The organism is Bacillus sp. TE8-1 (genome assembly GCF_008368855.1).
In the GTDB taxonomy this organism is placed as follows: domain Bacteria; phylum Bacillota; class Bacilli; order Bacillales; family Bacillaceae_G; genus Bacillus_A; species Bacillus_A cereus.
Window position 1 is genome coordinate 1 of record NZ_QPET01000014.1, and the last position, 19,682, is coordinate 19,682.

Sequence of the window (19,682 nt, forward strand, 5' to 3'; positions counted from 1 at the left end):
ACATTTAAAGTATTAAAAGATAAAACAGATGAGATTTCAAAGATGCATGACTATGTTGTAAATCCAGCGAAATTAATCGTAAAAGATGGTAAAAAATACATTGAGATGACGCTGAAAAATAGTGCGTGGATTACGAAATTCCAAACGGAAAATAAGGAACTATTCGCTGATGCGAAAGTAGTAAGCGAAGATAAAAATGCAAATACGCGAGTAGTACAGTTTGAAGTAGAAGATCTATTTAAAAAATTAAATGCAAAAGTAAAGGTAGACATCGATGAGATGAACTACCATCATTTCTACGATGTACAAATTCAATTTGATACAAATAATATCGGCGCGTTAGGAACTATTAAAGAGGAACCGAAAAATGAACCGAAAAATCCAGTGACTACACCGAAAGTAGATAATGTAAAAACAGTAGGTACTCCTGATTTTAACCGAAATGCAGATGGTCAGAAGAAAAAAGAAGATACAAAAAATGATTCAAAAAAAGAGAAAAACTCAAAAACTGCAGATACAGCACAACTTGGTTTATACATGGTGTTACTGCTAGGTTCACTTGCTTTACTAGTTCGTAAATATAGAGCAGGTAGATTGTAATTTTTGGAGTCTTGATGCATGTTCGCGTGCATCAAGACTTGTTTCATATTGTATGGAAAGGAGTGGTGATTGAGAGTGAAGAAAATTGCAAGTGTACTAATGGCTATCATTTTGTTAATGAGTATAGCCGGGTGCTCATCACCAAAAAAAGAATCAGCAAAGCAGGTAAAGAGTGAAAGTAAAGAGCACGTCGTTGCAACAACAGTGGCTGTTACTGAAATTATGGATGCGTTAGAAGTAGATTTAGTCGGCGTTCCAACAAGTTCTAAAACTTTACCGAAGCGATATAAAGGTTTACCTGAAGTTGGGAATCCAATGAGTCCAGATATGGAAAAGGTAAAGTCATTAAAGCCTTCAGAAGTGTTATCTGTGACAACACTTGAATATGAATTAAAGCCAGTTTTTGATGGTGTGGGTATGAAAGCAAACTTTTTAGATTTAACGAGTTTGAAAAATATGCAAAGTTCTATTAGCGATTTAGGTAAGAAATATGGGCGTGAAAAACAGGCCGAAGCAGTAGTAACTAAATTAGATAAAAAGGTTGCTAGCATTCAAAAAGAAGTAAAAGGAAAGAAAGAACCGACAGTGCTTATTTTATTAGGTGTGCCGGGAAGTTATTTAGTAGCAACAGAGCATTCTTATATTGGAGATTTAGTGAAACAACTAGGTGGTAAAAATATTGTGCAAGGTGAACAAGTAGAATATTTAGCTTCTAATACAGAGTATTTAAAGAAAGCTGATCCAGATATTATTTTACGAGCAGCTCATGGTATGCCTGATGAAGTTGTAAAAATGTTTGATAAAGAATTTAAAACAAATGATATTTGGAAACACTTTGCTGCGGTTAAAAATAACCGTGTTTACGATTTAGAAGAGCGTTTATTTGGAACGACAGGTAATTTAGCAGCAATTGAAGCATTAGATGAATTGAAAAAAATGATGTATCCGTGATGCATTTTAATATAAAGGAAGAGTAGAATGAATAAAAAAACTTGGAGTTTCCTCATTGTTACTGCATTGCTTATTGTTATGACATCATTGTCAGCGATGAAAGGTAGTTTAGAAGTAGGTATTGTTGAACTTGTACAAGGGATATTTACAGGTGGAAATGAAGATGTTGAAGTCATTAAAGATTTACGTTTTCCGCGTATTATTATTGCGTTGTTCACTGGAGCGGCTCTCGCTGTTTCAGGTGTGCTTTTTCAAGCTGTTATGAAAAATCCACTCGCTGATGCTGGGGTAATCGGTATATCTTCAGGAGCAAGTTTTATGACACTCGTTATTATTACGTTGTTCCCGCAATTCTTTTTCTGGACACCTGTATTCGCCTTTTTAGGTGGTGCGCTTGCATGTTATCTCGTTTATTCGTTTTCATGGAAATCAGGATTAAGCCCGCTTCGCATTATTTTAATTGGTATTGCCATTAATGCAATGTTTACTGGATTAAATGAATCATTCGTTACGATTTGTGGATATTTTATTAAGAGTATTAAGCAAACGACGACTTCTAACATAACAATGAAGACGTGGGGCGATGTAGAAATAATGGTGACTTATGGAACGATTGGTCTTATTCTTGCTCTGTTCGTAGGAGCTTGGTGTAACTTATTATCGCTACAAGATAAGACTGCGAAAAACTTAGGCTTGCACGTGACGAGAGTTCGTCTTATTATTTCTGCCATTGCAGTACTCTTAGCGGCAGTATCAACAGCGATTGCAGGTGTTATTGCTTTTGTAGGATTACTAGTTCCGCATATTTCAAGACAATTAGTCGGTTCAGACCATAAAGTATTAATTCCATTTTCTGCTCTTGCAGGGGCGTTATTAATTTTGACGGCAGATACGATTGGAAGGTTAATTGTGCCACCTAACGAAATTCCAGCAGCAACAATTATGGCGGTTATTGGTGGTCCATTCTTAATATTTTTGCTTAGAAAGAGTGATAAAGTTCATGGAAATTAAAAATGTAACCTTTTCATACGATAACGTAACAAATCGTTTAAAGTCTGTTAGTAGTGAAATAGAAATTGGGAAAATTACAACAATCATTGGACCGAATGGATGTGGGAAATCAACATTACTTAGTGTCATGTCTAGAAACCACGCTCCTAGCAGTGGAGAAGTAATACTTGATGGGAAAGCGATTGGTGAATATAAACCGAAAGAGTTTGCTAGAAAGCTAGCGGTTGTCCATCAACAAAATGAGGCTCCAGCAGATATTACAGTGGAAAAGCTAATAAGCTTCGGGCGTATGCCATATAAAAATATATTCTCTCCGCAAACAGATGAAGATAGAGAAGCGATTGAGCGTGCACTAGTATGTACGAATTTACAAAGTAAGCGTGATAAGCCAATTTATGCTTTATCTGGTGGAGAGAGGCAGCGAGTTTGGATCGCGATGACATTAGCTCAAAATACACCAATGCTCTTCTTAGATGAACCGACCACATATTTAGATATTTACTATCAGTTAGAAATATTAGAGTTAGTGAAAGAGTTAAATGAAGTGCATGGACTAACGATTGTAATGGTATTACATGATATTAATCAAGCCATTCGTTATAGCGACCATATTATCGTTATGAAAGATGGAGAAATCATTACGAAAGGTATTCCTAATGATGTAATAACAGAAGAAATGGTTAAAGCAATATATGGTGTAGATGTCATTGTAAAGCAGGATGAAGATACCGGATTGTACATGGTACCTATGGGAATCTAAAGGCTGAGCATAATCCGTTTTGAGGTGATAATTTGAATAGTAAGAAAGGACGGAAAAAGAATTCTTTTTTTCAACGCATACTTACAATTGTGTTTTTAGGAATCTTTTTCTATTCAATTTATGAGTTGGGCGGGATTTTCATGGATTATTATGAAAATCGTAAAGTAATGGCTGAGGCACAACATATTTATAAAAGAAGTCCAATGGAAGAAAAATCAGAAGATGGAGAGGTACGTAAACAGTTTCAGGATCTCCAGAAAATTAATCCAGAGATAGTCGGATGGATTACGATGGATGATACACAAATTAATTATCCAATCGTTCAAGCAAAAGATAATGATTACTATTTATTTCGTAATTATAAAGGTGAAGATATGAGAGCGGGAAGCATTTTTATGGACCATCGTAATGATGTGAAATCTCAAAATCGAAATACGATTTTATATGGCCATCGTATGAAAGACGGTTCTATGTTTGGTAGTTTAAAAAAGATGTTGGATGAAGACTTTTTTATGTCTCATCGTAAATTATATTACGATACATTATTTGAAGGATACGACGTGGAAGTTTTTTCAGTATACACGACAACAACGGACTTTTATTACATTGAAACGGATTTTGAAAATGATGCAGCATATACATCGTTCTTAAAGGAAATTCAAGAAAAATCACTGTACAAAACGGATACGGAATTGACGGCTAATGATGAAATCGTAACACTTTCTACTTGTGATTATGCGCTTGATCCAGAGGCTGGAAGGCTAGTTGTACACGCAAAATTAGTAAAAAGAAATTAAAGAAAAAAGTATAGAATATGAGAAGTGATAGGTAACGCTTCTCATATTCTATACTTTAAAAAAGGACTGTTTTTACTGTGCTGCAGCCATTGGCATACGTACAACTTTTACATCATAGTAAGCAATTTTATTATCAAGAATATATTCTGGCATTCCGCCTTGATGTGAGTGAGCATCTTTAAATGCAGCGCTCTTTGTCCAACCTTGGAAATCTTCTTTTGCATTCCAGCGAGTGCTAATTGTTACTTCATCATAATCAACTGTATTTTGCGTTAAAAGAACTTCTAGACCTAAAAAGCCTGGCATCGTTTCAACTTTACCTACTTTATTAAAACGCTCAATTAATTTATGTCCATTTCCCTTTGTAATTTTAGCTGTATTTGTAACAATAATCATGTTTATTCCTCCTATAAATGTAGCTATATTTTCAAGAACTCATATACATTAAATGATAATGAAAATCATTATCATTGTCAATGGTAAATGTGAAATATATAAGTTTTTTTCTATTATTTTGGACAGTGAGATTTTCATTTCAAAACGTAGTAAATATGTGGCGATTAAGTGCGAGAATGAGCTAGTTGTACTAGCAAAGCAATAATATGGTATAGTGAAACGAGGCTGTTTTTTCAGTCTCGTTTTTTAAATGCTTCCTGTAGAGAAAGCATGCAAATGGAAAGGAAGTTATTATATGCGATCAGAAGTAACAGTAAAAATAAAACCTAAATTTATAAAAGAAATTAAAAGTGGATATCCGCTTATTTTAAAAGATGCGATTCAAAATTTAAATGATGTTCAGGAAGAAGGAACAATCATTAAAGTAGTAGATGAGAAGAACAACTTTGTCGGAAAAGGTTATTATGGAAAACAAAATAAAGGATATGGCTGGATTTTAACGAGAAAAGAGAGTGAACAAATTAATCAATCTTTCTTTGAAAGTAAAATCAAATCTGCCTTACATAAACGAAAGCAATTTTACAAATCAAGTGATACGACAGCATTCCGTGTGGTGAATGGTGAAGGTGATGGTCTTGGAGGACTAATTATCGATTATTATGATGGCTACTACGTAGTAAGTTGGTATAGTGAAGGGATTTACACTTTCAGAGATGAGATTATAGCCGCTCTTCAAAAAGTAGCAAACTTTAAAGGTATTTATGAGAAAAAGCGTTTTGATACGAAAGGGAAATACATTGAAGGCGATGATTTCGTAGCAGGAGAGCGCGGTGAGTTCCCGCTTATCGTAAAAGAGAATGGTGTGAACTTCGCTGTTTATTTAAATGACGGAGCGATGGTTGGCGTATTTTTAGATCAACGTAACGTGCGAAAACAAATTCGTGATAAATATGCGAAGGGAAGAACTGTGTTAAATATGTTCTCTTATACAGGTGCTTTCTCTGTATTTGCAGCGCTTGGTGGAGCGAGTAAAACGACGAGTGTCGACCTTGCAAATCGTAGTTTAAGTAAAACGATTGAGCAGTTTAGTGTAAATGAAGTTGATTATGAAGCACAAGATATTATTGTAGAAGATGTATTTCTTTACTTCAAATATGCAGCTAAGAAAAAGATGAAATTTGATATGGTCGTACTTGATCCTCCAAGCTTCGCCCGATCAAAAAAATATACATTTAGTGCAGCGAAAGATTATAAAAACTTATTAAAAGAAACAATTGCCATTACAGAAAATAACGGAATTATCGTTGCTTCTACAAATTGTAGCGCATTCGATATGAAAAAGTTTAAAGGCTTTATCGATACAGCCTTTAAAGAAATGAATGGCAAATATAAAATATTAGAAGAACATTCTTTACCAGAAGATTTCCGTACCATTGATCAATTTAAAGAAGGAGACTATTTAAAAGTAGTTTTCATCGAGAAAATTAAAGGTTAATAAAGAAAAGGAGCTCGAGTTTACTTGAGCTCCTTTTCTTATTGAACGATATTTTGTACTCTACCGACTTGTCCGTCCTGCAATCGCACTTTAATGCCATGCGGATGGGAAGGGGAGTTTGTTAAAATATCTTTTACAATGCCACGTGTTAATTTACCTGTTCGTTGATCTTGTTTTAATACAATATCAACTTCAAGACCGGGTGCGATATTAGAACGTTTTTGTCCGTTCATTTACACACCTGTACGTCTACGTTGGTTGTTTGTCTTTTTCGTTTGTTGATTTTGTAGTTTTTTTGTTTCTTGGCTTTGATTTTTTGCATTTTGACCATTTCCATTTCCTTGCTTTTTCTTAGCAAGTTGTTCACGCATTAAATCAGCTAAGCTTACTTTTTTGTTTTCTGACATGATAAGTCTCCTTTATATAAAGTTAATTATGAACAATCATAGTGAATTTCATCATATCATTGTTAAGGAAGGAAGGGAAGTTGGTTTGAAAATTCATATATTTGTTTCCAGTCTGTAGTAGTTACGATACAATTGAGTTGTTAACGTTTGTAAAAAGGGGATAGACATATGTCACATCATATTTTATTAGTTGAAGATGATCTCTCAATTCAAGAGATGGTGGAAAAGTATTTGATAAAAGAGGGCTTTCAAGTAACAATTGCGTCTGATGGAGAAGAAGGCGTGAACACATATTTAAAAGGTTCATTTGATTTGATTATCCTCGACATTATGATGCCGAAGCTAGATGGCTTAGAGGTTGTACGAATCATTCGAGAAAAAAGTGCTGTTCCGATTTTAATGATGTCGGCAAAAGATACAGATGTTGATAAAGCTGTTGGATTAGGACTTGGAGCAGATGATTACATTTGTAAGCCATTTTCTATGATTGAATTAGCTGCACGTGTAAAGGCAGGTATTCGAAGATCTACGAAATATTCGGCTACAGAAACAACAGAAAAGATGATTCAAATTGGTGATTTAACGATTGATCCAATTAATTTTACTGTAGAAAAAAACGGGAAGCCTCTCAAACTTACTTTAAAAGAATTTGAGATTCTAAAATTGTTTGTAAAGAATCAAAATCGTGTATTTACAAAAGCACAAATATATACACTAATTTGGAACGAAGAGTATTACGGTGACGATAACGTTATTAATGTTCATATGAGAAGGTTGCGTGAAAAAATCGAAAGTGATCCATCTAATCCAGAATATATTAAAACGTTATGGGGTATCGGCTATAAGTTGGAAGTGATGTAATATGGTCAATTTGTTAATAAGTATTATTTTTATATTGTTATGTGTCATTTACATACAATATAAAATGAGAAAAAATAGTAGTAAAAATTTACGATACACATATGAAAAGTTAGAAAATATTGTAAATGTACAAACGGGCGAGAAGTTACTCGTTATGACAGATGATCTAGAATTGCAAAAATTATTAGTGGCAATTAATCAATTATTAGATGCAAAACAGAAAACGAATGCAGATCATGCAAAAGTAGAAATTTCGATGAGAAAAATGCTTTCAAATATTTCACATGATTTAAAGACGCCACTAACAGTTATTCTTGGATATACAGAAATGTTAAATAAGGACAAAACGATGAATAAAGAAGAACAGCAAATATTACTTGAAAAGGTGCATGTGAAAACACTAGAAGTAATGGAACTGATTCATAAGTTTTTTGATTTAGCAAAACTAGAATCTGGTGACAAGGCAATCGAGATGACAAAAGTAAATATGAATGAGGTTTGTCGTGAGAAGATTTTATCTTTTTATGATTTAGTAACATCGAAAGGTTTTCATGTTCATATTGATATACCGGAAAGAAATATATATGCACTTGGAAATGTAGAAGTATTAGGCAGGGTATTGAACAATTTAATATCAAATGCGATTACATATGGAGACGATGGAAAGACACTTGGTATGACGTTAAGAGATGATGAAACGAATGTGTATATAGACGTATGGGATACAGGAAAAGGAATTGATGAATCGCATATTGATAAAGTGTTCGAGCGTATGTACACACTTGAAGATTCAAGAAATAGATTGTACCAAGGGAGCGGTTTAGGGTTAACGATTACGAAAAGGCTTGTGGAAGCGATGGATGGAAAAATTCATCTTTCTAGTAAGCCGTATGAAAAAACAATTTTTACAGTTGCATTAAAAAAGATGCAGTTTTAGCTTGTAGAGAAGTAGATTCTACAAGCTTTTTTTTCAGCGTAAGGAATTTGTAAGAAACGGGTAAGAAAAAAGAGATTTCCGTTGTCTATTATAGAAATATAGAGTATTGCGAAAGGGGAAAGTAACATGACATATATATTAAAAACAAATCAGTTAACGAAAGTGTTTAAAGGGAAAGAAGTTATTTCCGGTGTTAACATGCATGTGAAAAAAGGAGAAATTTACGGTTTCTTAGGACCAAACGGTGCTGGTAAAACAACGATTATGAAAATGATTACAAATTTAATAAAACCGACGAGCGGTGAGATTGAAATTTTCGGTGAGAAGTTAACAGATACATCTTATGAAGTATTAAAGAGAATGGGGACAATTATTGAATACCCAATCTTTTATGATAAATTAACGGCGAAAGAAAACTTAGAATTACATTGTGAATATATGGGCTATTACGATAGAAATGAAATTGACCATGCTTTACATTTAGTGAAGCTGCAAGGTATAGATAATAAAAAAGTAAAAGATTTTTCATTAGGAATGAAACAACGACTCGGTATTGCAAGGGCAATCGTAACAAAGCCAGAATTACTCATTTTAGATGAACCCATTAACGGTTTAGATCCAATTGGTATTAAAGAATTAAGAGACTTATTTAAAATGCTCTGCAAAGAATATGGCATTACATTATTAGTTTCTAGCCATATTTTAGGTGAGATGGAATTAATGGCGGATACAATTGGTGTCATTCAAAATGGAAAACTAATAAAAGAAGTTTCAATGAAGAGTATTAACGGAAAACAAACAGAGTACATTGAAATTACTGTTCCTGATGTGAAGCGTGCAGCTTATATTTTAGAAGATAAACTTGGTATAAAAAACTACAAAATAATGAGTGGAAACATGATTCGGGTTTATGAAGTGGCGGTGACACAGCAAGCCATTTCAAAAGCACTTATTATGAACGATGTGGAAATTGAAAGTATTAATAAGAAACATAGTTCTTTAGAGGAATATTTCTTAAATGTAATGGATGGAGAAGGTATTCATGCTTAATGGACTGTGGCTGAACCTGGTAAGTGGATTTATCGTAATGCTAATAAGTGGAATTTTATATTATAGAAAACCAGAGCGGAAATGGTTGTTCATTGTACTAGTGATAGGAATGTTAAGCTTCGTTACTGCTGGAATTAGAATGTTAGCAGCGTAGAGACAGGTATATAAAGAATGGAGGCGTGGTTTATATGTTTAAATTAATGAAGCTCGAATGGAAGAAACATCAATTATCTAGTTACTTTAAAAGTGTAGCAATTTGTATTATAGCAATTTTCGCTGCAGTAAGCCTTATGGCATGGGGAATGAAAGCCGAGGGAGACGTGCTCTTCTTTGACTTCACACAGAACATGGCTTTAGTAAATATTTTTATTAGGATAACATTCATTATTTTTAGTTCAGTCATTTTATCACGTTTAGTAATTGATGAGTATAAGAACAAAACGATACAACTATCATTTATGTATCCGCTACAAAGGAAAATGCTAATGAGTGCGAAATTAACAATTGTTTTCTGTTTTTGTTTTGTGAGCACGATTATCGCGACTTTCATTATTAGCTTGCTCGTATATTTTGTGAGTCCAATGATGGGACTGATTGAAACACCTGCTACGATAGGTGAAATAATAGCTATCGTTCCAGGTACTATTATAAGTGCATTTATGATATCTGGTATAAGTTTAATTCCTTTATTTTTTGGAATGAGAAAGAAATCGACACCGACAACGATTACTTCAGCAGTAATAATTGGCTTGCTGATTAGTGGTAACTATGGTCCTGGAAACGGTCAAGTAAGTATGTTTGATTTTATAGCTATCCCAATCGTGCTCTGTTTATTAGGAATTTTCATTAGTTATCTATCGTTTCGTAAAATCGACAAGATCGATGTGGCGTGAAGCAAGCCTAAAACAACAACGAACTGGGGTATGACTGGTGAAAAAAATAATAGTAATTGCAATATTATTCATTACAATTGCTAGTGTAGTTTTTGGTATTAAGGTGTTTCAGGGGAAAGATTTTAAGAAAGAAAAGTCTTTTGAGATAAATAATATAAAAGAAATACAAGTAGACAATGAAAACTGGAATCTTGAATTTAAAAGTACAGACGCTAATAAAATAGTAATTTCCGCTCAAGGTGAACAAGCAGATAAAGAGATAGATCCCGTCAAAATAGAAAATGATGAAAATAAAATTATGGTTAAGCAAAAACAAGAGGCGAACAAATTTTTTAATGGTTTTACGTTTAGGAAGAAGAATAGTATATGTATAGCTATTCCGAAGAAAGAGATAGATAAAATTATAGTAAATAATAAATCGGGTGATGTGAAAATAAGAGATCTAGTAGTAAAAAGTATCATGACGAAAGGCAAATCTGGGGATGGAATGATTGTAGGACTATCAGCCGAGAAAGGTGAATTCATATCGCAAAGTGGAGAGTTAGTTGTAAAAGATAGTTCAGTACAAGAATTAAATATAAAGTCTACGACTGGTGATAACTATATAACAAATGTAAGTAACTCAAATATGAACATCACTTCAACATCTGGGGAAGTATTGCTGAAAGATATGACAGAAGGAAAATCATTATTTATAGAAACAAAATCAGGGGATATTGGCGTACGGTATAAAGGTGTCCCGGCATCATTGAAGCTTATGGCTAAAAGTAATTCGGCTGACGTAATAGTAGATTTAAAAGGACTTAAGAAAGATAAAAATACAGAAAAAATAAAAGTAGGAACGATTGGTGATGCAAAAAATGAAGCGAAGATTTTAAGTGAAACAGGAGTCATTTATATTGATTAAATCTTAGGAGGAAGGAGGACACTATCATGCTACATTTAATGAAGCTAGAATTGAAAAAGTTTAAGCTTGGTTGGTACGTGAAGAGAGCAATTATTGCAAATATTGTTATACTGGCATTAATGATCTTTGTGAGCATCATTGCTCAAGTAGAAGGTGATGCAGAAATAAGGAATCCAGAGACGATATTGTTAATGGCTAGCACAATAGTAAGAGCAACGTTTATTGTTTTTGGTAGTGTATTAATCGCAAGGCTAATAATTGGTGAATATAAAAATAAAACAATACTACTTATGTTTTCTTACCCTATTAATCGGAAGAAAATGATGGCTAGTAAGTTGGCTATTGCAGCAATAGTAACATTTATAACAGTTATTGTATCTAACATTTTAGTAGTAGGAGTTTTCTTTGGTATAGATAGCTATTTTTCAATTCTTCCTAATTCATTTACAGTAGATCAATTGATGCAAGAAGGAATAAAACTAGTTCCTTTGGCCATTGCAACTGCGGGGATGAGTTTAATCCCATTATATTTCGGAATGCGTAAACGTTCCGTGCCAACTACAATTGTTTCATCTCTTATCGTTGTCACAATTGCAATGAATGGCAACCCAGAGTTTTCTACAGCAACTTTTCTTCCCCTTCAACTAGCACTCGCAGCAATTGGAGTTGTGATTGCGTATTACGGCATTAAAAATATAGAGAAGGAAGATATAGCAGTATGATAAGAATACGTAAAAGGAGTTGGTGTTATACTAACTCCTTTTTTGTATATATATGCTTCGTTACTACTCTGTAAATTTAGAGTGTTTACTTAAATAATCTTGTACTCCTGGAGAAATGTTAAAGTTATTTGGACTTTTATATTCGATAGTAAACTCTCCGTCGGTACTTGTTTTAAAGGAGATCGCATAGCTATTCATTTTAGCATCGTAAGAAGTATTTTTGACTGCCGCATCTAAATCGAAGTATTTTGTAATATATTCTTTTGATTCCGTAATTGCTGTTTGTTTTCCCCAAGGGGTACCATAATAGGTGAAATAAAGAGATATACTAATAACTCCAATAATAGAAGGTAGTAAAATAGTTCCCATAGCTATTTTTTTATTTTTTGTATTCAATTTGGTTACCCCTCTTCGTAATATGTATTCATTTTAACCTATATATTCCATAAAACAACCATTTAGAAAAAATAGTTTCACATGAAACAAGTTACAGAAAAAGACAAGATGTGTAAACACCTTGTCTTTTTTGTCGTTACATTTTAGGAGCTTCCATTCCAGCCGCAGCCCATTCTTCTTTTGCGGGGCCATATACGCCAGGAACTGTTAAGCCGGCTTGTCGCATTAAAACCGTCATTTGCCCGCGGTGATGATTTTGATGATTAATAAGTGTCATTAAAAATATAGAATTCGGCATAGGGCGACCAAAGAAGTCATTAATAGTTGCTAAATCTTTATTAGTCCATTCGCTTTGAAGTGCTTCAACAAAAGCCGCATTCACTTTACGGTACTCATCTGCAATTGTTTTTGCAGAAGTTTGAACAGGATAATCTTTCGTTTCTCCTTCAAACTTTAGCCCTGTGCCAGATAGTATAACAGGAATTGCCGTCACGATATGCCAAGCGACTCTTCCTAACGTCCAATGTCCAGGTGCAATTTCTTGTGATAAAGATGCATCGGTTAATGAATCAAGCATTTTCTGAGTAGACTCTGCTTCGTATGTCCATGATTGCAAGAAGCCGTCAATGGTTTGGTACATAGTTATCCCTCCTATTTTTGTTCATAGATTAAATTCGTGAGAGATAATATAATCCCTGTTCCACAAGAAATAATTAATTAAGCATTGCTACAATATGAAAACAATTAGAAAATATTTGTAAAAGTGTCAGGAAACGAATGTGCTCATTCGTATATATAATGAATAAAGAATGGGATAAAGAGTGGTGATAAGGGTGAAGGATATAGAAATAGTAGAAGGTCTTCGAAAACAAGATATGTTAGCATTACATACAGCAATTGATCGATATGGAGATTTAATTTATAAGGTAGTTCATAGTATTTTAGATACGGCACAGAGTAAGGTGTTAACGGTTGTATGTGTTTTTATGGATCGTTATTATAATGAAGTTGATTTAAAAGTATGTGTATGGAATGAAGTAGCTTATATGAAAACAATATTAGACCGTAAAGGTGGAAGTGAGTTTCTGCATATAAAGTATAAAAATGATAAGGAATACGTATTATTGGGAAATGCTGATGATTACAGAGAGTTATTTCAAATAGTAGGTAGGTTGAAAATAGCGAATGGAATAGAATTGAGATTACAAGATAAGAAATTAAAGAGAAAGTTAACTTTAAAACGAAGTGTGTTCAATATAATCATGTATTCACTTGTTATATATATTATGTACAAAGCCTATATTAATTTTATGCCATAATAGGAAAAGACGGCTTCACATATATGAAGCCGTCTTTTAATTAACTTTCTTCCCACTCTTCCTCATCAACCATAAGAAATAAGGTGCTCCAAGTACAGCAACGACAAGGCCAGAAGGAATTTCTTTCGGATATGCGATTGTACGTCCAAGTAAGTCAGCAACAGAAAGAAGAATTGCTCCAAACAGTGCTGAGCAAACGAATAGTCTTTGATGGTTCATACCAACAACAATTCTTGCTAAGTGAGGTGCGACAAGGCCTAAAAAGGCAATTGTACCGACAGCAGCGATATTTACTGATGCAAGTAGTGTCGCTAGCACAATTAGAGCAAGACGTGTTTTATTTACTGGTTGCCCAAGTCCAGTTGCTAAATCGTCTCCCAGTACGAGAACGTCAAGTTGTTTTATTAAGAAAAAGATAATGAATACAAGAATTAGAGATGGATATAGAATGATATTTTCTAAGTGATTCCACCCTCTTGCATACGTACTGCCAGATAACCATGTTAAAGCAGCGGCAACATTCAAATTGGCTCTAACGATAAAGATTTGAATAATTGCTGAGCCAAGCGCAGAAATACCAATCCCTATTAAAGCGAGAGCTGTTGGACTAAATCCTGATTTCCAAGAGAAGAAGAGGACAATTCCAACTGCAAGTAGTCCGCCAATAAATGCACCAATTGGTAGGAAGAAACCAGGAAGTGCAGGGAAGACATACATAATCGTTAAAGCACCGACACCAGCTCCCGATGAAATACCAATAATAGAAGGATCGGCAAGTGGGTTTCGTAATATACTTTGGAAAACAAGCCCACTTATTGCAAGGCATGCGCCAGCAATAGCAGCAACGAGCATTCTTGGTAAACGAAGATTCATCATCATATTTTTGTCAAATTGTGTTAATTGACCTGATATAACATTAGTAATGCTTTCGATATAAGCGTTACTACCGATTGTAACACCAAGAGCAATCGTCACAATACAAAGTGTGATAGATATAATGATTACCTTTTTATAAGAGTAATAGCGGGAACTAGCTCCAGCTGCATTCGCACCGTTATCATTCATATATTGTTTCGACTTCATCATTCGATACACTAAGTAAATAAGCCAAGGAGATCCAATCATTGCTGTGACTGCCCCAACAGGAAGTTCTGCACCGGTTGGATCTATTAATCTACCGACAACATCTGCTCCAAGCAATAATACTGCCCTCCATAAGAAAGAAGAGAGAAGAAGAGTAAAGTGTTGACGGTATCCGATAAGGCGCATTAAATGAGGTGCAACTAAGCCGACAAAGCCAATTGGTCCAACAACAGTAACAATTACTGCTGTTAAAAAGATTGCAGCAATGAAGGCGATAAGACGTGTTACTGCTGTTTTTTCACCAAGAGAAATAGCAACATCATCACCAAGTAAGAGAATGTTGAGTTTACGAGACATAAATAGTAAAACTAGGAAAGAAATAATGATAAATGGAAAAGCAAATTGAACGCCATCCCAGTTATTTTGAATAAGAGAGCCAGCTCCCCATAAAAATAAACCAGCTGTTTCATTTTCATAGAAAAGCTGCATCGTTCCGGTAAAGGCAGAGAGCATTAATGTAACGACCATACCAGCTAATGCCATTCTAAGTGGGGTTCCCTTTTTTCCACCAGAAATACGGTATACAAATAAAGCAGTAATAGCACCACCGATAAATGTGAACAGAAGAGAATTAATTTGTAAATCTTTCGGTAAGAAAATTGTAGCCGCTACTAGAAAGAAATATGCGCCAGAGTGAATACCCATTGTACTGGATTCAGCAAGTGGATTTTTCGTTAACGTTTGTAAAATAACCCCTGATGCAGCAAGAGCGCCTCCAGCTAAAATGGCAATTACAGCTCTAGGTAATCGAAGCATGATTAAAGTTTGATGTTCTAGCGATTGGTTCGGTGAGATAAGAGCATCAATAATCATACTATAGGAAATGTTTGCTTGACCTTGTCCGATATGAATAAAGAAAAGGAGGAGCAAGAGAGCTGCTCCTCCTCCGAATACAAGACTTGCTCGAAGTGTATGTTTTAGGCTATTCATCGTGTAATCACTTCTTCGCTGTCATTACATCTGCTACTTGTGTTGCTAAAGATGTTGCAGACTCAGGACCACCGAAAATCCAAGTGTCGCCTTTTAATTTATACATTTTGTTTTCTTTTTTGAACTTTAATTCTTCCCAAGCAGGGTTGCCTTTTAGTTGCGTGTCAAAAATGTTATCTTCATCCGCTACAATGTAAATGAAGTTTGAATCTTGTACACTTTGTAATGATTCTACAGTTGTTTGTTTGAAACCATCTGGCTCAGATTTTCCTGCTTCAAAAGTATTTGTTAAACCTAATTTTTTTGTAACTTGTAAAGCTAAAGAATTGTCAGTTAAGATACGGAATGTTGGTACGTTTTTAGCAGTAAATGCTTGTGCCATTGCGATGTTTTTATCTTTTAAGTCTGCTTTCTCAATTTTTGCTTTTGCATCAGCGAATGCTTTATCCATATCAGCTAATACTTTTTTACCTTCTTCTTCTTTTCCAATTGCTTTTGCAATTTGTTTAAATGTTTCTGTCATTTCAGCAAAGTGATCGTTATTACTTGTTGATGGATCAAACATAACTGTTGGTGCAATTTGCTCTAATTCATTTTTAATTGCTTTACCACGGAATGAAGCTGTGATAATTAAGTCTGGCTTTAAACGGCTAATTTCTTCTAAGTTTGGTTGTTGACGTGTCCCTACATCTACAACATCTTTACTCGGTTTTGTTTTTGTATTTACCCATTTATTATAATTCTTAATGTCTGCCATCCCTACTGGCTGAACACCAAGTGCTAATAAGTCTTCAGAATATACCCACTCAAGTACAACTACTTTTTTTGCTGGTTTATCTAACTTCGTTTCCCCTTCAGCGTGTTTAATTGTTATAGCTTGATTTTTATTGTCCGCTTTTGTTTCTTTTTTCTCCTCTTTTTGCTGTCCGCATCCAACAGCGAATAGAAGAACTACTATGAAAATACTGAGAATTTTCTGCATCTTCTGCCCCCAAATTAAGTGTTTTTTGTAACTAGTACCATAAGTGAAAATGGTTATCAATTACAACACCCAAATCATACTATGAGGGTATTTTAAGTGTCAATATATTTTTAAAATTTTGACGAAAAATAACGAATTATACGGATTTTTATATATTATAGTCGCTATTTATGAAGAATAAGCCTCTTTACTAAAAATATTGGCGAATGTGGAAAGTTTAAATGGGAAAGTGGCTGTGTACGATAGTGTAATGTGTATTGTTAATAGTCTGTGGAGATAAGGCGAAAGTACAAGCAAAAGGAGAGTGAATCGCATGTAATAATTACTAGAATGTATGGAGGAAATCTGTGTTTTATCCCCGACTAGGCAAAGTATTTCTTTGTTATTTAGATAGGTGTTTTTTAAGTCGGTGATTGCGCTAAAAAGATCGAATGTAAAGGAAGTGATCAACATGTCTTCATGGAGCAATAACGTAAATGGATATTGTGGGTGTAATAATCAAAATGGTGTACATGTTGATTCATGCTGTTTTAGTTGCGATGGGACAGTTCCTAAGGTTGGTCCAACCGGTCCGACGGGGGCAACAGGAGCAACAGGAGCAACAGGAGCAACAGGCCCAACAGGAGCAACGGGTTCAACGGGGGCAACAGGGGTAACAGGCGACACAGGCCCAACAGGAGCAACAGGCCCAACAGGAATAACAGGGGCAACAGGAATAACAGGGGCAACGGGTCCAACGGGGGCGACAGGAGTAACGGGAGCAACAGGCTCAACCGGGGCTACAGGTACAAGTATCACGGCGACATATGCATTTGCAAATAATACGTCGGGAACAGCGATATCGGTAGTTCTTGGTGGAACGAATGTCCCGCTTCCGAATAATCAAAATATCGGTCCAGGTATTACGGTTTCCGGGGGAAATACAGTATTTACGGTTGCAAATGCTGGAAATTATTATATTTCATATTCGATTAATATAACGGCTTCATTATTAGTTAGTTCACGGATTACAATCAATGGAGCACCACTTGCCGGAACAATCAATTCTCCTGCTGTAGCGACCACATCATTTAGCGCAACAATCATTACAACTCTTGCAGCAGGAGATGCTATTAGCTTGCAATTATTTGGTTTGTTAGCTGTCGCAACATTATCAACAACTACTCCAGGAGCAGTGTTAACGATAATAAGATTGAGCTAAGCCATAACTCTCTTACTCTTTTAAGATTAAGAGAGTTTCTACATATAATAAGAAGTTAATGAAGTAAAGCATAGTTATATAAAAGTCAGAATATTATGATTGTAACGTTATGGTGACTATAATATAATGAAAATAACCATCATGAATGAACATTCATTTATTTTTTATATATTTGAAGGGGGAATGAAGGTGGAAAAACCATGGTTGAAAAGTTATCCAGAGGAAATTCCTAGTACGATTTCTTATGATATTCAGCCGCTTCATAGATATGTAGAACAGATGGCATCTCGCTACCCAGAAAAGAAAGCGCTTCACTTTTTAGGGAAGGATATTACGTTTTCGGACTTCCATGATAAGGTGAAGAGGTTTGCAAATTATCTTCAAAAGCTCGGTGTGGAAAAGGGTGATCGAGTTGCTATTATGTTGCCGAATTGTCCGCAAGCTGTAATTGGTTATTACGGCACATTACTTGCGGGAGGTATCGTAGTACAAACAAACCCACTGTATACAGAAAGAGAATTAGAATATCAGCTTCATGACTCGGGAGCAAAAGTAATTCTTTGTCTCGATTTAGTGTTTCCAAGAGTAACGAATGTTCAATCTGCTACAAAAATTGAGCATATTATCGTAACTCGTATTGCGGACTTTTTACCATTCCCTAAAAATCTATTGTATCCATTTGTGCAGAAAAAACAGTCAAATTTAGTTGTGAAAGTATCAGAGAGTGAAACGATTCATCTTTGGAATTCAGTAGAAAAAGAAGTGAATACGGATGTTGAGGTGCCTTGTGATCCTGAAAATGATCTAGCTCTTTTACAGTACACAGGAGGAACAACCGGATTTCCGAAAGGAGTTATGTTAACGCATAAAAACCTCGTCTCTAACACGTTAATGGGAGTTCAATGGTTATATAATTGCAAAGAAGGAGAAGAAGTCGTTCTTGGGGTTCTTCCATTTTTCCACGTGTACGGTATGACGGCTGTTATGAATTTGAGTGTTATGCAAGGATACAAAATGGTCCTTATTCCAAAGTTTGATATGAAAATGGTTTTTGAAGCGATTAAGAAGCATAAAGTGACACTATTTCCAGGGGCACCAACTATTTATATCGCTCTTTTAAATAGCCCACTTTTAAAAGAATACGATATTTCTTCTATTCGTGCTTGTATTAGTGGGTCAGCACCACTACCAGTAGAAGTACAGGAAAAGTTCGAAACAGTTACAGGTGGTAAACTAGTAGAGGGATATGGTTTAACAGAATCCTCTCCGGTTACACATAGTAATTTTTTATGGGAAAAGCGGGTGCCAGGTAGCATTGGAGTTCCGTGGCCAGATACAGAAGCAATCATTATGTCACTTGAAACTGGTGAGGCATTACCGCCAGGAGAAATAGGGGAAATTGTAGTGAAAGGTCCTCAAATTATGAAAGGATACTGGAATAAGCCAGAGGAAACAGCGGCTGTATTGCAAGATGGCTGGCTCCATACAGGGGATGTTGGCTACATGGATGAAGATGGATTCTTCTATGTAAAAGATCGCAAGAAAGATATGATTGTCGCGAGTGGATTTAATGTGTATCCTCGTGAAGTTGAAGAAGTATTATATGAGCATGAAAAAGTGCAAGAAGTAGTGACAATTGGAGTTCCAGATCCGTACCGAGGAGAGACAGTTAAAGCATTTGTTGTGTTAAAAGAAGGTACGGAGTGCTCTGAGGAAGAATTAAATCAGTTTGCACGTAAATATTTAGCGGCTTATAAAGTGCCGAAAGTATATGAGTTTAGAGATGAATTGCCAAAAACGACAGTAGGGAAAATTTTACGCCGTGTTCTAATAGATGAAGAGAAGAGAAAGAATGAGGATGAGCAAACGGGCTAAGGCCCTTTCTTTTTGAAAAAATAGGATTGACACTTTTCTAAATAGTCAG

The 19,682-nt window shown here is 35.1% G+C and carries 23 protein-coding genes; 16 read left to right on the forward strand and 7 right to left on the reverse strand.

The genetic code is table 11. The annotated features are described in order from the left end of the window. The 5 genes from DN404_RS11760 to srtB form a co-directional block, all read left to right on the forward strand. Positions 1 to 600 (forward strand): NEAT domain-containing protein (locus tag DN404_RS11760; protein WP_149215086.1); only part of this gene is annotated, 600 nt, incomplete at its 5' end. Between the two features lie 69 nt (positions 601 to 669). After that, positions 670 to 1,551 (forward strand): heme ABC transporter substrate-binding protein IsdE, encoded by an 882-nt coding sequence (isdE, locus tag DN404_RS11765; RefSeq protein WP_016110770.1) that lies wholly within the window; start codon positions 670 to 672, stop codon positions 1,549 to 1,551. Positions 1,552 to 1,578: 27 nt separating this feature from the next. Next, positions 1,579 to 2,562 carry a FecCD family ABC transporter permease gene (locus DN404_RS11770; protein ID WP_001036848.1) on the forward strand — a complete coding sequence of 328 codons (984 nt, stop codon included), beginning with the start codon at positions 1,579 to 1,581 and terminating at the stop codon, positions 2,560 to 2,562. Beyond that, complete coding sequence (locus tag DN404_RS11775; protein ID WP_000403758.1) at positions 2,552 to 3,322, forward strand: ABC transporter ATP-binding protein; 771 nt, start codon at positions 2,552 to 2,554, stop codon at positions 3,320 to 3,322. The genes DN404_RS11770 and DN404_RS11775 overlap by 11 nt, the downstream gene beginning before the upstream one ends. 32 nt (positions 3,323 to 3,354) lie before the next feature. Beyond that, positions 3,355 to 4,119 (forward strand): class B sortase, encoded by a 765-nt coding sequence (gene srtB / locus DN404_RS11780; protein WP_001086120.1) that lies wholly within the window; start codon positions 3,355 to 3,357, stop codon positions 4,117 to 4,119. Positions 4,120 to 4,191: 72 nt separating this feature from the next. Here srtB and isdG read toward each other — a convergent pair whose 3' ends face one another. After that, on the reverse strand, positions 4,192 to 4,515 hold the full coding sequence (gene isdG, locus DN404_RS11785; protein ID WP_000587818.1) for a heme oxygenase: 324 nt from the start codon (positions 4,513 to 4,515) through the stop codon (positions 4,192 to 4,194). A 295-nt stretch (positions 4,516 to 4,810) separates the two neighbouring features. Between isdG and DN404_RS11790 the strand changes: the two genes are divergently transcribed. Next, complete coding sequence (locus tag DN404_RS11790) at positions 4,811 to 6,010, forward strand: class I SAM-dependent rRNA methyltransferase (RefSeq protein ID WP_006916399.1); 1,200 nt, start codon at positions 4,811 to 4,813, stop codon at positions 6,008 to 6,010. Positions 6,011 to 6,048: 38 nt separating this feature from the next. Here the strand turns inward: DN404_RS11790 and DN404_RS11795 are convergent, their stop codons facing one another. Together DN404_RS11795 and DN404_RS30535 are read right to left on the reverse strand one after the other, a co-directional pair. Next, complete coding sequence (locus DN404_RS11795; RefSeq protein ID WP_001014310.1) at positions 6,049 to 6,243, reverse strand: YwbE family protein; 195 nt, start codon at positions 6,241 to 6,243, stop codon at positions 6,049 to 6,051. Next, positions 6,244 to 6,417, reverse strand: a complete 174-nt coding sequence (locus tag DN404_RS30535) for a hypothetical protein (protein WP_001293578.1) — start codon at positions 6,415 to 6,417, stop codon at positions 6,244 to 6,246. Positions 6,418 to 6,585: 168 nt separating this feature from the next. Here DN404_RS30535 and DN404_RS11800 point away from each other — a divergent pair, with 168 nt between their 5' ends. From DN404_RS11800 to DN404_RS11825, 7 genes are all read left to right on the forward strand, one after another. Beyond that, positions 6,586 to 7,278, forward strand: a complete 693-nt coding sequence (locus DN404_RS11800; RefSeq protein ID WP_000018056.1) for a response regulator transcription factor — start codon at positions 6,586 to 6,588, stop codon at positions 7,276 to 7,278. 1 nt (position 7,279) lies between these two features. After that, positions 7,280 to 8,215 carry a HAMP domain-containing histidine kinase gene (locus DN404_RS11805; protein WP_016125943.1) on the forward strand — a complete coding sequence of 312 codons (936 nt, stop codon included), beginning with the start codon at positions 7,280 to 7,282 and terminating at the stop codon, positions 8,213 to 8,215. A 126-nt stretch (positions 8,216 to 8,341) separates the two neighbouring features. Next, positions 8,342 to 9,265 carry an ABC transporter ATP-binding protein gene (locus DN404_RS11810; protein ID WP_000221071.1) on the forward strand — a complete coding sequence of 308 codons (924 nt, stop codon included), beginning with the start codon at positions 8,342 to 8,344 and terminating at the stop codon, positions 9,263 to 9,265. After that, on the forward strand, positions 9,258 to 9,419 hold the full coding sequence (locus tag DN404_RS30540) for a hypothetical protein (RefSeq protein WP_000931813.1): 162 nt from the start codon (positions 9,258 to 9,260) through the stop codon (positions 9,417 to 9,419). The genes DN404_RS11810 and DN404_RS30540 overlap by 8 nt, the downstream gene beginning before the upstream one ends. Before the next feature lie 34 nt (positions 9,420 to 9,453). Beyond that, positions 9,454 to 10,158 carry an ABC transporter permease gene (locus DN404_RS11815; protein ID WP_000475549.1) on the forward strand — a complete coding sequence of 235 codons (705 nt, stop codon included), beginning with the start codon at positions 9,454 to 9,456 and terminating at the stop codon, positions 10,156 to 10,158. A 37-nt stretch (positions 10,159 to 10,195) separates the two neighbouring features. Next, positions 10,196 to 11,065: a DUF4097 family beta strand repeat-containing protein gene (locus tag DN404_RS11820; RefSeq protein ID WP_000721005.1), complete on the forward strand. Its 870-nt coding sequence runs from the start codon at positions 10,196 to 10,198 to the stop codon at positions 11,063 to 11,065. Between the two features lie 26 nt (positions 11,066 to 11,091). Further along, the gene (locus DN404_RS11825; RefSeq protein WP_006917761.1) at positions 11,092 to 11,787 is read left to right on the forward strand and encodes an ABC transporter permease; all 696 of its coding nucleotides are present in this window, start codon (positions 11,092 to 11,094) and stop codon (positions 11,785 to 11,787) included. A gap of 63 nt (positions 11,788 to 11,850) precedes the next feature. Here DN404_RS11825 and DN404_RS11830 read toward each other — a convergent pair whose 3' ends face one another. Next, entirely contained in the window at positions 11,851 to 12,183 is a 333-nt protein-coding gene (locus DN404_RS11830; RefSeq protein ID WP_149215087.1) for a YfjL-like protein, read from the reverse strand. 136 nt (positions 12,184 to 12,319) lie between these two features. After that, positions 12,320 to 12,823 carry a DinB family protein gene (locus tag DN404_RS11835; protein ID WP_088362147.1) on the reverse strand — a complete coding sequence of 168 codons (504 nt, stop codon included), beginning with the start codon at positions 12,821 to 12,823 and terminating at the stop codon, positions 12,320 to 12,322. Positions 12,824 to 13,007: 184 nt separating this feature from the next. On the opposite strand from DN404_RS11835, the gene DN404_RS11840 reads away from it, so the two are divergent. Then, on the forward strand, positions 13,008 to 13,502 hold the full coding sequence (locus DN404_RS11840; protein ID WP_002179947.1) for a hypothetical protein: 495 nt from the start codon (positions 13,008 to 13,010) through the stop codon (positions 13,500 to 13,502). Positions 13,503 to 13,538: 36 nt separating this feature from the next. Here DN404_RS11840 and fhuB read toward each other — a convergent pair whose 3' ends face one another. Both fhuB and DN404_RS11850 read right to left on the reverse strand, forming a co-directional pair. After that, entirely contained in the window at positions 13,539 to 15,575 is a 2,037-nt protein-coding gene (gene fhuB / locus DN404_RS11845) for a Fe(3+)-hydroxamate ABC transporter permease FhuB (RefSeq protein ID WP_149215088.1), read from the reverse strand. Positions 15,576 to 15,582: 7 nt separating this feature from the next. Then, the gene (locus tag DN404_RS11850) at positions 15,583 to 16,557 is read right to left on the reverse strand and encodes an ABC transporter substrate-binding protein (RefSeq protein ID WP_149215089.1); all 975 of its coding nucleotides are present in this window, start codon (positions 16,555 to 16,557) and stop codon (positions 15,583 to 15,585) included. 451 nt (positions 16,558 to 17,008) lie between these two features. Here DN404_RS11850 and DN404_RS11855 point away from each other — a divergent pair, with 451 nt between their 5' ends. Both DN404_RS11855 and DN404_RS11860 read left to right on the forward strand, forming a co-directional pair. After that, a complete protein-coding gene (locus tag DN404_RS11855; RefSeq protein WP_149215090.1) occupies positions 17,009 to 17,758 on the forward strand; it encodes a BclA C-terminal domain-containing protein in 750 nt (249 codons plus the stop codon). A gap of 189 nt (positions 17,759 to 17,947) precedes the next feature. After that, positions 17,948 to 19,633: a long-chain-fatty-acid--CoA ligase gene (locus DN404_RS11860; RefSeq protein WP_142288684.1), complete on the forward strand. Its 1,686-nt coding sequence runs from the start codon at positions 17,948 to 17,950 to the stop codon at positions 19,631 to 19,633. The last annotated feature ends 49 nt before the right edge of the window (positions 19,634 to 19,682 follow it).